This window comes from Methylomonas sp. BW4-1 (assembly GCF_052474385.1).
Genome location: NZ_CP184125.1, coordinates 1,205,099 through 1,219,462 on the forward strand (window position 1 = coordinate 1,205,099; position 14,364 = coordinate 1,219,462).

Below are 14,364 nucleotides of genomic sequence, written 5' to 3' on the forward strand. Positions count from 1 at the left end.
AATTCAAGATTTTTTGTTTTTAGCCTGAATCCCGCGAATTTCGTGGTTTTCTGGGCGAAATTTGGTGTTGTGATTCGTCCGTTTTTCATCACCTCCCTTCTCACTCAACGACGCATTCATCGGCATACGTCATTCGATCGTTCGATTCGGTAATCGGATTCATGTCAAAAACCTATTCTTAACCACAGGTTTTTTCGCTGCAAAAACCTAGTGACTTTTTTGGGAAAAAATTACGGGTTCAAGGCAAGTCAAAATCCGAGTCAAAAACCTAACAAGTTTTTTTTACGAAACGCCTCATAGAATCAACGACTTGCCTAGTCTTTATGGGCGTCTAAGCGTCAATCATTTCCCTGTATGAACATTGCACGAAAAAACCTGTATAGGGCGGCCATGCTCTCGCTGATCCCCCCAGTCAACCTCGTCAGCCTAGGCACTTCGAGACGATCGTCACGCAAATGTCCCTAGGTTTTTTCATCGTAATCTTGCGCCTGCGCGATGAATTTTAATCGGCTGCGTTTGACGGCCTTCCGTGAGAAGTCGATGTTTTCGCGGTTTTCGTTGATTCAGGCGTGTAAGGCACAATTTTTTTGACCCAACTTGCGAAAACTCAAAAATTAGCGAGTTTTCGCAAACAGCCGGGGCAGGGGAGTGCTGGACAATTCGGCTATGAGCTCCAAAAACGTCCTGCTTCCATTCCTGATCGTTCTGTCGCTGCCGACCTCGATGGTCTGCGGGGATGAGGCGTTGCCGGCGCCTGCTTTGTCGTATTTCGAAGACAAACAGCGCGGCTGGTTTTGGTATGAGGTGTTGCCGGAGTCGGTCAAGAACATCCCTGCTGAAAAACCACTTGAACCTCTTCCGCGATTGCCCAAGCCTGAAGCCAATGCTTCGGAAAAATCGGCTTCAGAACCGAAAGCCAAACCTTCTACAGAACCCCAACCGCTGTCTTCCGCCTGGCTGAAGCAAAACCTGGAGCATTACCTGAACCAGGCGATCGACGAACCGAGTTCCGAGAATGTCGCAGCGTTTTATTACCTGCAGCGGGTGATGATGGACAAAGCCGAGCGTTTTACCAACGCCGCGCGCTACGTGGTGATGTCCGATCCGCAACTCGATGAAACGGTGCGCCGGCCGGTGGCGACTTATGCGGCCAATGAAGCCAATCATCAGGCCAGCGTGGTGGCCGAGCGGGCCTTGAAGGCGATTGCCGCTCAAGCCGGTATTTTGTTTTTCTTTCGGTCCGATTGTCCTTATTGCCATGTGCAAGCACCGATTCTGGCGATGCTGGAAAACGCCTACGGTTTCAAAATCTATCCCGTGTCGCTGGATGGTTTACCGATGCCGAATGGTTTTTTCAGTCAGTTCAAACGGGATAACGGTCAGGCGGCGATGTTAGGCGTTGAACAAACCCCGGCGCTGTTTCTGATGAAACCGCCCAAGCAAATTGTGCCGTTGGCGCAAGGCGCGTTGTCGTTGGAGGAAGTCACCGGACGGATTCTGCTGGCTGCTAAGGAAGCCGGTTGGATCGATGCCACGCAATACCAAACCACCCAGGGCATTCGGAATACGCCGATGCTGTTGCCGACAGCCGGTAGCATCAGTCCGGCAGTAGCCCAAGATCCACTGTCACTGATCCAGGCATTGCAACGCAGTGCACATTTGGGGAGCACGCCATGACGTCGTTTACGGGTCGAATACGCTATCGTCAGATCGTAGTGTTGATTTTGTTGGTCGAGAGTTCCGTTCCAGCCTATGCCGACCTGCAACAGGAAATGGACAGCATGTTCGGTACCATGACCAACTTCACAGCCCCGACCGCGCATTTAGGCCAACGTCGGGGCGTGATTACCGGTGGCAGTTTGGTGGCGAGGAATGGCATCACCAACACCAACCTGGTGTCGTTCGTGCCGCCGTCGTTCAGCGCCGGCTGCCGGCGGTATCGATTTGTTCGCCGGCAGCTTCAGTTTCATCAACTTCAACCAGTTCGTGCAATTGCTGCGCAATGTCGCCGCCAATGCTTCAGGCTATGCGTTTCAACTGGCCGTCGGTGCCATGTGCCCCTGGTGCGCCTCGGTGATGACCGACCTACAAAAGAAAGTCCAGGAAATGAACCAGATGTTCAGCAATTCCTGCCGCTTGGCTCAGGGTTTGGTCAACGATACGGTCAAAGCCTTCGATCTGCAAAGTAAGACCAATCTGTCCAATGCCTCGTTTACCCAAGGCATTTCGGATGTGTTTTCTAGCTGGACCAATACCAGTACCTTGGGTGATCCGGTACAGCAGATCAAGCAGAACGACCCGACCGACATGACCAAGATCATTCAGGGCAATCTGGTCTGGCGGGCCTTGGTCAATCAAAACGCCGGCGGCTGGTTTCGGTTTGGCGGCAACAGTTTGCTGGAAGCGACTATGAGTATTTCCGGTACCGTAATCGTCGACGTCCCACAAGCCGCACCTGACGGTAAAGGCGAGAATAACGCCATCAGCGCGCCGCCGCCAGTATTGCGGATCAAGGATTTGATTTACGGCAACGATGCCGGTAACAGTTATCAAACCGTGCGCATGTACACCTGCAGCGACGGTCACGATGCCGATCAGTGTCTGAAACCCATTGTCCAGAACGTCAATCTGGTGGGCTTGAAGCAACGGGTGATGGAGATCCTGTTGGGTTCCGCGAATTCCGGTAACGGACTAATCTACAAATTCTCGACCAATGCCGGCCAAATCACCGACAGCGAAAAAGCCTTCATGCAAACCGTACCCGATGCCATCGGCGGCATGATTCATAACCTGGCAAGGGAAGATGTTGGGATTGCCAAACTCTGGGCCGAAGAAGCCGCACCGGTGATTGCCCTGGAACTGGCGCAACTGATCGTCAACGATTTGCTCAATGCCGTGCAAACCGCCGCGCACATGAACGACCATGCCTATGCCAAGTTGCTGATGGATGCCTTGAAAGATGCCCGCGAGCAGATTCAAGATGAATACGTCACCATAGCCGGTCGCTACGGCAATCCGCAAACCCTGATGGCGTTTTATCAGCAGCTGATGACCACCGTGAAGCCCAAACACTACGGCACCGTGGCGCAGTTACCGGCTTCCGGGATGGCTTGGCCAAGTCCTTAAACGCTCGTTCTCCCGTCCCCCATGATGTTTTTCTCCCTCGTTGTTTAAAAGACAGGTCGCCCATGTTTGAAATCTTCTCCGTGGGCGATTCCGCCTATTTGCAAGCCTTGCTCAATGCGATTGCGATGATTTCCGGGACCGGAGATTACCGGACCGCGGCCGCAGTCGGTGGTCTGATAGGCGTCATCATCGTCATGCTGCGGGCGTTGTTGCAATGGGATGGTCGAGGTATTCGTTATCAGGATTTATTGCTGGCCTACGTGTTGTGGTTGATGCTGTACGCACCGTCGGTACGGGTGTCGATCGAGGATGCCTATACCGGCAGCGTGGTGGTGGTCGACAACGTACCGTTGGGACCGGCGGTGGTCGGTAGCGTGATGTCGAACATGGGTTACCGCACCACACGGTTGTTCGAACAGGGCTTTGGCACGCCATCGATGACCGGCAATGGCTTTGCCGACAGTTTGCAGACCTTGACGGCGGTGCGGAAGAATCTGTTGTCACGGGTGAATTTAGGCGCGGCCAATGTGCCGAATGCCGGCAGCGATATGGAAACCTCGTTTGCCAATTACGTGCGGGAATGCACCTTGACCGGTGTCGATCTGAATCAGAAATCGGTCGATGCCATCTTGCGTGATGCGGATCCGTTGAATGCCATCCGCTTCGATTCCGACATCTACATGACCCAAATCTATGTCGGCGGCCAACCGCAGACCAAAACCTGCACAGATGCCTGGGCCGATTTAAGTGGGGTGGCTAACGGCAATTTCGCGACGGCGTTGGAAGGCTTGTTGCAACCGACCTTGGGGGTGCCGGCGGCAGGCGATACGGTGCGGAAAATCCAGGATGCCTTCGATGCGCTGGCAGGGCCCGGAGTAGTGGATGCCGCCGATTACATGCTGATGTCGGCGATCATGCCGATGTTCGAGAAAGGCGTGATCGGCCGGCATGAAGACGGTTTGCATTGGAACAAAGCCGCGATGGTCGAACAAGCCATTCAGCAACGCAATACCCAATGGGCGGCCGAACAAACCCTGTTTGCGAAGATCGTCCGGCCGATGATGGCGTTTATCGAAGGCTTGAGTTATGCCATTGCGCCGATCATGGCCTTCGTGGTGATGCTGGGTAATGTCGGCATCCAGATGAATATCGGCTACTTTTCAATGCTACTGTGGATCCAATTGTGGATGCCGATACTGGCGGTGATCAATCTGTTCATCCAGATGTCGGCCGCCGGCAAGATGGCGGCACTAACCACGGCCACCTTCAATCTACCGTCGATGATGGGTATTTATCAGTTGGACATGGAGTTGCAGCAATGGCTGTCGATCGGCGGCATGCTGGCGGCGTCGACACCTGCCATTACCTTAATGCTGATCTACCGCGGTGCGGTGACAGCCACCCATTTCCTGGGAAGGATGGACGGCGGCGATTACGTGAACGAGAAAATCGCGACGCCCGATGTGATCAGCCCGGCGCCGGTCTTGAATACTCAGGCGCAACACCAATACAGTCCATTGTCGGCGGTCACGCAAACCGGCGTCGACAAGGTACTGCCCACCTTTACCGCCGGCAAGGATATGAGTGCGGCGGTGACGTCGGCTTACAGTGCATCCGAACAAGCCACCAGCAGTTTTATGCACAGTCTGTCGTCCACGGCCTCGAAGTCGGCCAGCATCACTAACGATGCCTTTGATAGCCGTTCGCTGGGTAATCAGATTGCCAGCAGTTCCAGTTATACCGACGCCTATAATAGTCAGTTCGGCGAGGCCTTTGCCAAGAAACACGCCGATACCGGCATATCTGCCGATCAGTTCTCGGCCTTGGTGGCCGGTAGTGCTAACGCTGGTGCCAAACTCGGTAGTGACCAATTGAGCGGTGCAATCTCTGGTCGCTTGCAAAACGACTTCAAAGTCAGTCAAGACAAGTCCGACGCCATTGCCGCCGACATCAGTCAAACCGTCAATGACAGTCAGGGCTATCAGGCCGGACTGGCCAAAAGCCTGGCGCTGGATGCGCAAACCGGAATTCGGAACGTCGCGTCGATGGGACTGCAAAATCAATCGTTGTCCTCGTTGCAACACAGCGCGACCGACGCGGTATCGGCCAGCGAATCCTATCAACAAACCCTCTCGGCCCAACAACGATTCGGGGCGCAAGCCAGTTTCGGTGCGGCGGAGACGGGTTACAAAATCGCGCATGATCCTGGCTTGATGGAGCGTCTGGATCGCACGCTGGATCAATACGGCTTGCGTGGCGATACGCAACGATTGGCATCGCAGTGGAAAGCGTCGGGTTGGATTAGCGATGCCGATCAAGCCTATGCGGCCGCTGGCATGTCGTTATTGACCGGATTCTCGTCACCCAGTTACCGCATGATGAATAATCAGCAATCGCGCCAGGCACAAATCTCGGGTTATCAACTGCTGGGCGATGCCTTTAATGCACCACAGGCCGATCAAAGCTGGGATGCCAGCCGGAATGAATCGCTGAAAGCCAGCGCACCGGAAGCTGGCAGGGCTCAATCCGTCGTCGAACAGGCTCAGCTCAAAGACCCACGCGCTGAAACCGAATCGCTGGATCAACGTGCGCAGGTACAGATTCGTTCAGCCACGGGAAAAATTGCTGGAGGCGAAGCTCGTGTCGAAGCCCAACATGATCGTAATTTGGCAGAGCGTGAACGAAATTCAAGAGAAGGATTTGGCCAATTGGCAAACGTCAAAGCGGAGCACTTTAGACAATCAATTGCGGCAGCGGCCAACGACACGCCTTCAGTGGCGGAGGCTTCATACAATTATATTGGTGGGAGTCTTTATAATTCGGCCAAAAATATCGAGGCAGTGGGCGCCGGTAGTCAACAATTCATCAAAGAGTTCATGTCTCATGCTGATGAAGCCTATTCTAAGGGTGCTAATTATTGGGAAGCCATAAAATATGGTGCTTCACAATCCTATTCGGGATTTAAAGAAGCGACAAAAAACTGGGCCAACCAAAGAGTGAATGAAGTAGCCGATAAGCTAACTCCAAGCCAGCAAGCCTATTACAGAGCGGCTATGATTGACGCCTTCTCTGGAATTGCTGTCTATGGTGAAAATGCTGGAGATTTAGGCAATGCAAAGCGGAAACTCATAGATGAGGAGGGTTCGAACGATGGTAATAATATCGCCGAACTACTGAAAAGTGCGGCGGGACAAAATAGAAATGACCTGATCAATCAGCTTGCTAACTATAATCGTGCCCGCGGATTGATTAATTATTGAGATATGTTTTGCTTGATGTATTCCGGAACTGAGCTAAACCAGAAATTAGCCCGCGAATTAACATCACAAGGAAAAACATTACAATGTAACCAGTAACATCATGAACTTGATTAGCAAGGATGATGGCCAATAGGACTATAGCGGCCCAATAATAGTTACTTTCGTGAGAGAACTTGACTGCTAGACGTTCAATGCATTGAAAAATCAGTTCTGCCAAGGCTAATGGCGCAAAGATAATGGTACCGAATATCGCAAGACGCCCCAAACTACGCGGCAGAACTTCCAAAGAACTCAAAGAGCCTATTACAGCAAAACCTAAAACTATAATTAAAAGACGAAAAAAAACAGTAAACGATAGCGTCCGAGTATGAAATCGCTGTAAAAAACGCTGCAACCCGCTTGGAAACTTCGCAAAGGTAGCACCACAAAATGGGCAGATTGATCTCAGAGGTTGGCCATAATACGTCACAACTCTTGGCACCATGGTGCGATTACATTCAAGGCAATTGACCGTGGCATGATGCCCGGCAAATACTGACTTCGAGGGCTCAGTTTGGTGATTCTTGGTTGCCAGTCGTAAGCGAGGTGATTGTGATGAAAACGATGACATTAATGATCTCCAGCCTTTCGCTACCGTATTATCGTACTGCGAACGGACTGAGTTGCCAAGTTAGCTTTAACCCATTTGGATTGCCAACCATTGCCTTTGAAGTTCTTTGGCACATCCCCCACTTCAATCATCATGACGCAATCAAGCTTCTAACGACGAAACGGGATATTTTTAAACGAATTTAATCGCCATAGCCGCCGTTCAAATTTCTTAAATTTTTAGGAAATGGCAGACAAGGTTCGGCCATAAGCGGTCTTTGAAAAAAAACAAAAATTAGTTTTCTCAATGGCCGGTTTATAGCGGTTAGTAGTCAGTTGTTTTGCCCAGTTTCTAAATGCTTGAAATTCGCTAAACAGCACTGGCCTGATGGATTCCTGATTTCGCAGGCGCATTCGCCGGCTTTGGTACGTTGCATGACGAAAGCTTTGATTGGTTCTGCCCGTTGATCTTTTAGCGCCGATAAATATTGCTCGGCGTCTATGTCAAAGCAGTAACAAAGCTCGTCGTTCTGAATCGCTTTATGGCTTCGTAAATGCTGTTTGGGAATGGTGTTGCCTGCGTTGGAAAAGTAAGCAATCCGGCATGTTTTTGCCGGACAAAAATAATAGCTGTCAGTGACGATTGATTGATTTTCGGGAAACCTTACCTGATGGTACAGCGTCGGCATGCCGACGCTTTTGCACGTGGAACCGCATTCAGGACAAATCTGTTTGGTATTAGTGGAGCTGCAGCAATCAGACATAGACGCTATCCTCGGCCTTATTGGGTAATAGGTGTGGTCAGGGACCCCGGATAACCGGCATCCGTCGTGGCTTTAATCAAGGCGGCGCTATTGGTTTTGTGGCTGTCGAAAGTAACCACGGCCGTTTTAGCATCGTAATCGACAGCCACTTTTTGTACGCCTTCGACTTTCTGTAAGGCTTTCTTAATGGTGACTGTACACATAGCGCAGGTCATGTTTTCTATATTCAACGTCACCGTTTGCTGTTGGTTTGGCTGTTCAACAGTAGTTTCAGCATGTGCTGCCGGTATCCACAGGATGCTTGATAACAAGCTTATAACTAACAAACTGGATTTAATTGTCATGTCGAAACCCTCTCAAGCCATGAAAAAAGGCGCTAACCAGGGAAAGGCCAGCAGTATCAAAATGAATGCGGAACCCAGCCAAAACAGTAGGCGCTGTCGGCTTTGGTTGTCGGATGTGGCACAGATTTCACATGCCTCACAGCGTTCAGGCGTTAGATAGAGTTTTCGATAGCCGAGTCCTATAAAAATCAGGGCCAGGATAATAAAAAATGGCCGGGCCGGTTCCAGTGCCGTCAACGTGCTAATCCATGCGCCGCCAATACCCAACGACAACAGCAAAAAAGGCCCAACACAACAGGCCGAAGCCCCTACAGCGGCCAAAATGGCGCCGATACCCAACCATGACGGGGTTTTTATGGGTGTTTCAGGGTCTGTATTCATACCAATCTCCTAATGCTCAATGTTGGCAAGGAGTCTAAAGCCTGTTGTTTAGAACAGAGTCAAGTGGGCAGTGATGTCTGATTTAAAATCAGGGTTTGGTTGATGCATCATCGCTAAACGCATCGAGAATAGCGCAACGCGCGGATGAAGCTGTCTGCTGACAGTCGTTGACCAGAGTTCCCAATGCCTGACGGAGAGCTGTTAAATCCTTAATTTGCTGATCGATCTGCCGGCATTTTTGCTCGGCGACTTGTCGAACATCAGCACAGCGTGCCCCATCAAGCGATAGCAAGGTGGCAATTTCTTTCAAGGTAAATCCAGCCTGTTGAGCGCGTTTGATAAAACGTATTCGGGCAATCGCATCAGCTGAATAAACTCGATAACCGCCATCGGGTTTCGCTGGCTCTGTCAGTAAACCAATGCGTTGATAGTGACGGATGGTTTCAATGGTGACTTCGGTTTGTTTGGCAAGTTTGCCGATGGTTAAAGGCGACATTTCATTGAACCAAATGTTAAAGGGATTTTATTGTCCCTCAGTTTTGCCACTTATCAGCTATTAACAAATAACTATGAATATTATCTTGAATGGCGGCTAATTGTCAGATGCCTGCCTATGAGGTAATTGGAGTCGCATCGACAGCTTAGGGTCGTTAGTGACTGAAATCCTCTTGTTGAATTACAACTTTTGAATGTCTGGTATGGAGACGACCCTATCGATGATAGTCCTTGAGATCACCAGACCATACAGACTGGTTTGCTGAAATGCAATTCCAAAACTCGATTTACTTCAACGTTGGTACCATGTGAGCGGAACCATGGTTTTTTGCTTCTTCTAGGTCGCATAACTGGCAAATGGGCAGAAATTTGCTTTGGTAGATAATCAAATAGTTATGCCGACAACGGGGGCAATATTTCAAGGCAACCTCACCCTTGCGCATACCTTGCGCCAATATCCAGGCCTCATTGAAAGTGGCCGGTCGAATTTTGCCATAGGGTCTTTCGACGGCGATATGTTCTTTGAAGGTTTTCTGGAAATAGTCCCAGGCAAATAGGATGGCTTGCACATCAAATTGCAATTGGGTGTTGACTTGACTGGCAGCCTGGTAGATCGACAGGAATACAGCCAGGTATAGGAACGATTCGCGGGATGATGGGATGGTTGAAACTATCGGTAGTTGCCCAGATGGTGGTCGATGCAGATGGATAGCATAGTGGATATTCTTGAGTTCGTGCTGGCTAATGGTTTTGATCTGCTCTTTGACGAACGACGTTCTCAGATTGCGTTTCAGCAATTGATAGGCAAGATAATGATCCCTGAGCCGGTCTTCATAGGTGTACCAAGCGCTCATACGGCATTCCCAGAACCGGTGATTAATATGAGCAGGTCACGCGCCTGGTATTCACACGCCAGTTTGTCATCCGCCGGTTGTTCGCTGAGCAGATAGCAACTCCAATAGCTGGCATTGAAACGCGGGGTAAAAGCTACGCATTCTCGCTGGGCGATTTCCCTGACCTTCTGGGCGGGTAACTTTTTCAGGATGGCCACGGCTTCTGGTGTCAAACCCAAGCTAAACATGGCTTTTTGTTCCTGCCCGCCCAGCACCATTTCCCGTGCCAACATCAAATAATCCAATTGCAGTTGATAAAGACTTTCTTCCATATCAAATCATCTGCCTGACTTGGTCGGCTATGGCCATGACGCTTTGCCCATAGGCGACAGCGGCTTCCACATTGGTCCAACTATAGTATCGACCAATGCCTAAGGCCAAATCGTGCGGAGCCGATCGAATCGCTGCGGCCAACAGTTCGGCGCCGATTTGCACATTGGTCATCGGCTCCAGCAATTGCGCCGGTGTGCTCACTCGGTGACCATGCCAGCGCAGATTTATTTGCATCAACCCCACATCGATCAGCCGATTGCCTTCGTCTAGCGATCGTTTGAGCAAAGCCTGGGCTTCTTGCCGGGATGTTGGCATCAAGGCTTTTCCTGATTTATTCAGCGCCCAGGGCCAGGGTTTAACCGATGCTGGATCGGCATCGTTTGCGGATTCTTTTAATGCCACCGCATACAGTATGTAGGGGTCCAATTGGTGTTGTTTGGCAATTCGCCACCAAAGGGTGTTTTGTAGTTTCTGCGAAGAGACAACGGCATGTGCCTGCTTGCTGCCGCCATTGGCTAAACAAGCGGTACTGACGAATAGAAGGCTCAGCAAAATCGGCAGCGAACAGAGACGTTTCCGATTGGCGGCGCAAAGCCATCGGAAACCGGATTTCAAATCGACATTGTGCATGGCAGCGTTGACTCGTAAGGTTGAACCGAGTCTACTGAAAAATTCAATGCTGTACCTGTTCGAAAAAGGCCCATTTTGAGCCTAATTACTGAAGTTTATTCCCGCTAAAAAATAATTCATCGGCAATACAGTCGGTTACGGATTGTCAATCACTTTTTATCGCTCAATTAGGCCCTGCCACCTTGCCAAGCCACGTCCTACAAGGCTTTGCGCGGAAAGTGACCCAAAAACACCCACTTTGCGCGCGTGACGCTTACAAAGCTAACCTCGTAGCATGACCCCATGTCGTTATCAACCAGGGAGCATTACATGGCTACGTTAGAAGAAGATCTGACCCATCTGAATTTTCAGTATTTGCTGCTATTCAGAGAATGTGCCCGCAGCAACGCCATGGAAGCCGCTTGGCGGTTTGGTGTTGATCCAGAAGTGGTCAGCCAAGTGGCAGACCTATCACTGGAGATCATCAAAGAACAGGCCGCGATCAACCGCGCCGTCATCAGTTTGCTGCCACTGGGCAGCCACCCGGTATCTGCCGCCGCTTATGCGGCCTTGCTCGTCCACGATTCACTGAATCAGGCTGGCCAACATGAATAACGGTGGCTTCGTCAACTTGTCGCATTTTGGTGCCGAACTAATGTTGGCTAAAACGTTGTTCAAGCTGGGCGCCCGAACGCCAATCGTTTGCTCTCTCTGCGGTATCAAACGGAAAACGGCGAACCGCATTTACTGGCTCGCGCAAAAACAAGCGCCCATCAAAGGCATGCTGCCATGGGATCCGCAGTGGATTGAGCGAGCGACTGTCAACAATCTGCATGCTTCGATTTTCTTGGGGCTGATTCAGAATTATGTGCCTGGGCATGGTAATGGCATCGAGTTTGGCCAGCGGTTTTGCACGGCATACGATTTGTACTGCCGTATCGTCGCCCATAATCCAAAGCCCAGCCATCGAGAGTCGGAAGCCGTACACCATAGAGTGCTGGATATCAATCGGGCATGGCAACTGACCCAACAATTCCGTGTCTCCAGCTTGGGTTTTGTGACGTGCCTGACGTGTCATGCCCGGTATCTGTGCCTTCATCAAGTTATTCAACGGCCTAACCATTGTCCAGTTTGTCAAACCCAAACAGGATTTATGAGCCGACAATTTCGTATTTCGCGGACCTTTTCACAAAATGCGCGCAAATCTTCGGCGGTATAACTTGGCCGTTACTAACGACCATGGAGAGTCATAATGTACTTACTCGTTCAATCTATCAATGCTCAAACAATACTGGATGCGGCGGAAGGGAAAAATTTAGCCCGTCTGGCACGAGAATGCTTCTTCAATCATCAATCCTTAACCCTCGACTTTGTGAATGTTGGTCAAGTGACACAGGCGTTTTGCCAGTCATTATTGTGCTCTTTAACGAATGAATTCGGCGCCGACTTTTTGAATCAATGGTTGCAGCTAAAAAACCTGTCTGCCGAAGTCAGCGGAGTCATGCAGTCTGCCCTGAGTGAACTGGATGACTATTTCGATTGTTTGGAGCATGCACAGGCCAAGTTCACTGATCAGGAAATAGTGTCATTGAACAGTTTATGGCTTATCAAAGCCCGGGAGATTTGCCGCGATAAGCCATTGTTCGCCAGATTCATGCTGGGCATTACTGATCAGGATTTGCGCCAAGCCATCGGATGCTTGTCATTGGAAGATATTGAGCATATTGCCCAGTCTGGCTGGTTATGCTTTGCGCCAAGACTTTCGAATCATTTGTTTGCGCACATCAATGCCAAACAGCGTAGCGGGATTGATGTTTTGCTGACTTTAAGTGGTGACGAGTAGTGGAGGCAAAAGGATGATCAAAAGGCTAAAACAGTATGAATTGGCTGTTGGATTGATTCAACGCCAAGCTAGAATTGCAGTCATTATCAGGGAAACCGCCATTTCTAAAGATGTGATAAAAGCAACTTATAAAGAGTTACTCGGCCGCCCTGGCAGTCCCGGTCCGATCAAGGAGTCGATTCGTGGATTGACACACAACGTGAGGTGTTACAAGGAGGCCACGCTCTTCGGCAAGCTATTTCGATCGATTGAAATCGAAAATGTTCAGGGTGGCATCGATAACGTCATTCAGGCATTCGACTTTTTCAAAATATCCTTGCCCAATAGCAGCCTGGATTTCACCACAGCGTGGTTGGTGGCGCGAGATCTGAGAAATAAGCAGTTGCGGTTGATTTCATGCCATCAGTGCAGTTCGCCCGTGTTGATAATCGTGGGCAGTGAAAAATCATTAGAGCGGTGTTGTGTCTGTAAGACCAGTTTGAAAACCGATCCTTAGATTCTGTATTTATAACATTCTATGTTCAGAGTCGACCAATCACCTTTTTAAAATAAAGAATTGGTCGGCTGGCTGACTTGAAATAAGGACTATCGCCCCATTTTTCCAATGATTATGAGGTTAATAAGCATGAGTAAATTGCCCGAAACTGGTTTTCTGCGTTTGAAACAAATTATTGGTGATCCAAAGGCCAATCCACCCATTTATGGATTGCTGCCCATGAGTAAATCATCCTGGTGGGATGGCATCAAAAAAGGCATCTTTCCTAAGCCGATCAAAATGGGCCCCAATATGACCGCCTGGCGGGTCGAGGATATTGCCCAGCTCATTGCGCGTTTAGGCGCTCAATGCACCGGCAACGCTGATGCCTGATCAACGATTGCCGTTGCCGCCGTTTGGCAGAGAGCTGATCGTCAGGCCGCAATCCGCTTCGCCGCCTTGGCCGAGTGTGATCTGCTTTGGTCGTGATGCCTGGCAGAGCGCCCGGCAGTGGCAAGGCAATCCCACCGTATGGGCACTGATATGTCCTTCTAACTCGGCACCGATCCAGTATCGTTGGCCTGTGCTGGGACTGATGTTAATCGTCGACTGGCAACCTGGATCAGGCTGCCGGTCATGATGACGTGATGGGCACTGGTCAAGGTGCTGCTCGGTTACGGCGCATAACGGGTTGCCGTCTGGCCAAGCGATGTGGATTTCAGTCAACCCGCGTTTGAGTACGATTCTGGTCGGTCTCGTGGGCCAGCGATGGGCGCAGGTGCGTGACGAGATTGTGGTGTATCGACTGGAGGATGGTAGGGATGGCTAACGTAAATACTGATTCCTAATTCATTCTGGAGGAAGCGGTCGATGAGGGTTTTGCTTTGGTATCCAGCATAGAACGATTTCTGCTCGCACAGTTGTCGTCCGCCGATTTGGCCGAGATCCAGAAAGCGCGTCAGGCAACCGGTGCTGCCAAATTTGATGTAGATATGGCATCGTCATTCCCCGACGCCGACAGTCGCCCGTGTTACCGCGTGTATGAACACACCTGTGGTCCAGATCATGACACACCTCCAGATAACTTTTCTGTTGAGTGTACGCTTGTTTGCCAAGCTTTTTTGGGATGAGCGGAAAATGATTGCTAATCAAGATTTCATTTATCAAACCTGATGATCCCCGTTCACATGAAAATTAGGCTCTCACCAAGCCACTGGTGGACCGGAGCTATCTTCTAAGCGGGGCCAGCCAAATCCAGGGTTTACCAAGAACGAACTGACAATACGGTATAAGAATCAGATTGGTTTGCCGAT

16 protein-coding genes and 1 pseudogene are annotated in these 14,364 nt (G+C 50.3%); 10 read left to right on the top strand and 7 right to left on the bottom strand.

Features of this window, described 5'->3' with window-relative positions; translation table 11 throughout:
* The first annotated feature begins 666 nt into the window (after positions 1-666).
* The 4 genes and pseudogenes from traF (at position 667) to ACH5Y9_RS05600 (ending at position 6,386) form a co-directional block, all read left to right on the top strand.
* Entirely contained in the window at positions 667-1,677 is a 1,011-nt protein-coding gene (gene traF, locus ACH5Y9_RS05585) for a conjugal transfer protein TraF (protein WP_445368858.1), read from the top strand.
* A gap of 116 nt (positions 1,678-1,793) precedes the next feature.
* A pseudogene (locus ACH5Y9_RS05590) lies at positions 1,794-1,871 on the top strand (conjugal transfer protein TraH); the annotation flags it as partial.
* Between the two features lies 1 nt (position 1,872).
* A complete protein-coding gene (locus tag ACH5Y9_RS05595) occupies positions 1,873-3,126 on the top strand; it encodes a conjugal transfer protein TraH (protein WP_445368859.1) in 1,254 nt (417 codons plus the stop codon).
* A gap of 62 nt (positions 3,127-3,188) precedes the next feature.
* Complete coding sequence (locus ACH5Y9_RS05600; RefSeq protein ID WP_445368860.1) at positions 3,189-6,386, top strand: conjugal transfer protein TraG N-terminal domain-containing protein; 3,198 nt, start codon at positions 3,189-3,191, stop codon at positions 6,384-6,386.
* On the opposite strand, the gene ACH5Y9_RS05605 is transcribed toward ACH5Y9_RS05600, so the two are convergent.
* The 7 genes from ACH5Y9_RS05605 to ACH5Y9_RS05635 form a co-directional block, all read right to left on the bottom strand.
* Positions 6,376-6,996 carry a hypothetical protein gene (locus ACH5Y9_RS05605; RefSeq protein ID WP_445368861.1) on the bottom strand — a complete coding sequence of 207 codons (621 nt, stop codon included), beginning with the start codon at positions 6,994-6,996 and terminating at the stop codon, positions 6,376-6,378. The two genes, ACH5Y9_RS05600 and ACH5Y9_RS05605, sit on opposite strands and share 11 nt — an antisense overlap.
* A gap of 310 nt (positions 6,997-7,306) precedes the next feature.
* Positions 7,307-7,738 carry a putative iron-sulfur cluster-binding metallochaperone gene (locus ACH5Y9_RS05610; RefSeq protein ID WP_367156197.1) on the bottom strand — a complete coding sequence of 144 codons (432 nt, stop codon included), beginning with the start codon at positions 7,736-7,738 and terminating at the stop codon, positions 7,307-7,309.
* A 17-nt stretch (positions 7,739-7,755) separates the two neighbouring features.
* Positions 7,756-8,463, bottom strand: a complete 708-nt coding sequence (locus ACH5Y9_RS05615; protein WP_331725247.1) for a MerT/CopZ fusion-like heavy metal transport selenoprotein — start codon at positions 8,461-8,463, stop codon at positions 7,756-7,758.
* Between the two features lie 88 nt (positions 8,464-8,551).
* Positions 8,552-8,959, bottom strand: a complete 408-nt coding sequence (locus ACH5Y9_RS05620; protein WP_367156198.1) for a MerR family transcriptional regulator — start codon at positions 8,957-8,959, stop codon at positions 8,552-8,554.
* A 286-nt stretch (positions 8,960-9,245) separates the two neighbouring features.
* Positions 9,246-9,812: a FlhC family transcriptional regulator gene (locus ACH5Y9_RS05625; RefSeq protein WP_445368862.1), complete on the bottom strand. Its 567-nt coding sequence runs from the start codon at positions 9,810-9,812 to the stop codon at positions 9,246-9,248.
* Positions 9,809-10,123, bottom strand: a complete 315-nt coding sequence (locus ACH5Y9_RS05630) for a flagellar transcriptional regulator FlhD (protein ID WP_445368863.1) — start codon at positions 10,121-10,123, stop codon at positions 9,809-9,811. The genes ACH5Y9_RS05625 and ACH5Y9_RS05630 overlap by 4 nt, the downstream gene beginning before the upstream one ends.
* A gap of 1 nt (position 10,124) precedes the next feature.
* Entirely contained in the window at positions 10,125-10,754 is a 630-nt protein-coding gene (locus tag ACH5Y9_RS05635) for a transglycosylase SLT domain-containing protein (RefSeq protein ID WP_445368864.1), read from the bottom strand.
* A gap of 309 nt (positions 10,755-11,063) precedes the next feature.
* On the opposite strand from ACH5Y9_RS05635, the gene ACH5Y9_RS05640 reads away from it, so the two are divergent.
* From ACH5Y9_RS05640 to ACH5Y9_RS05665, 6 genes are all read left to right on the top strand, one after another.
* Positions 11,064-11,348: a hypothetical protein gene (locus ACH5Y9_RS05640; protein ID WP_445368865.1), complete on the top strand. Its 285-nt coding sequence runs from the start codon at positions 11,064-11,066 to the stop codon at positions 11,346-11,348.
* 40 nt (positions 11,349-11,388) lie between these two features.
* Positions 11,389-11,952: a FlhC family transcriptional regulator gene (locus ACH5Y9_RS05645; protein WP_445369874.1), complete on the top strand. Its 564-nt coding sequence runs from the start codon at positions 11,389-11,391 to the stop codon at positions 11,950-11,952.
* A 33-nt stretch (positions 11,953-11,985) separates the two neighbouring features.
* Positions 11,986-12,576, top strand: coding sequence for an STAS-like domain-containing protein (locus ACH5Y9_RS05650; RefSeq protein ID WP_445368866.1), 591 nt, complete (start codon positions 11,986-11,988; stop codon positions 12,574-12,576).
* Between the two features lie 13 nt (positions 12,577-12,589).
* Positions 12,590-13,072 (top strand): FlhC family transcriptional regulator, encoded by a 483-nt coding sequence (locus tag ACH5Y9_RS05655; protein WP_445368867.1) that lies wholly within the window; start codon positions 12,590-12,592, stop codon positions 13,070-13,072.
* A gap of 129 nt (positions 13,073-13,201) precedes the next feature.
* Positions 13,202-13,444: a helix-turn-helix transcriptional regulator gene (locus ACH5Y9_RS05660; RefSeq protein ID WP_196436582.1), complete on the top strand. Its 243-nt coding sequence runs from the start codon at positions 13,202-13,204 to the stop codon at positions 13,442-13,444.
* On the top strand, positions 13,437-13,691 hold the full coding sequence (locus tag ACH5Y9_RS05665) for a hypothetical protein (RefSeq protein ID WP_445368868.1): 255 nt from the start codon (positions 13,437-13,439) through the stop codon (positions 13,689-13,691). Before ACH5Y9_RS05660 ends, ACH5Y9_RS05665 begins: the two co-directional genes overlap by 8 nt.
* Positions 13,692-14,364: the final 673 nt, after the last annotated feature.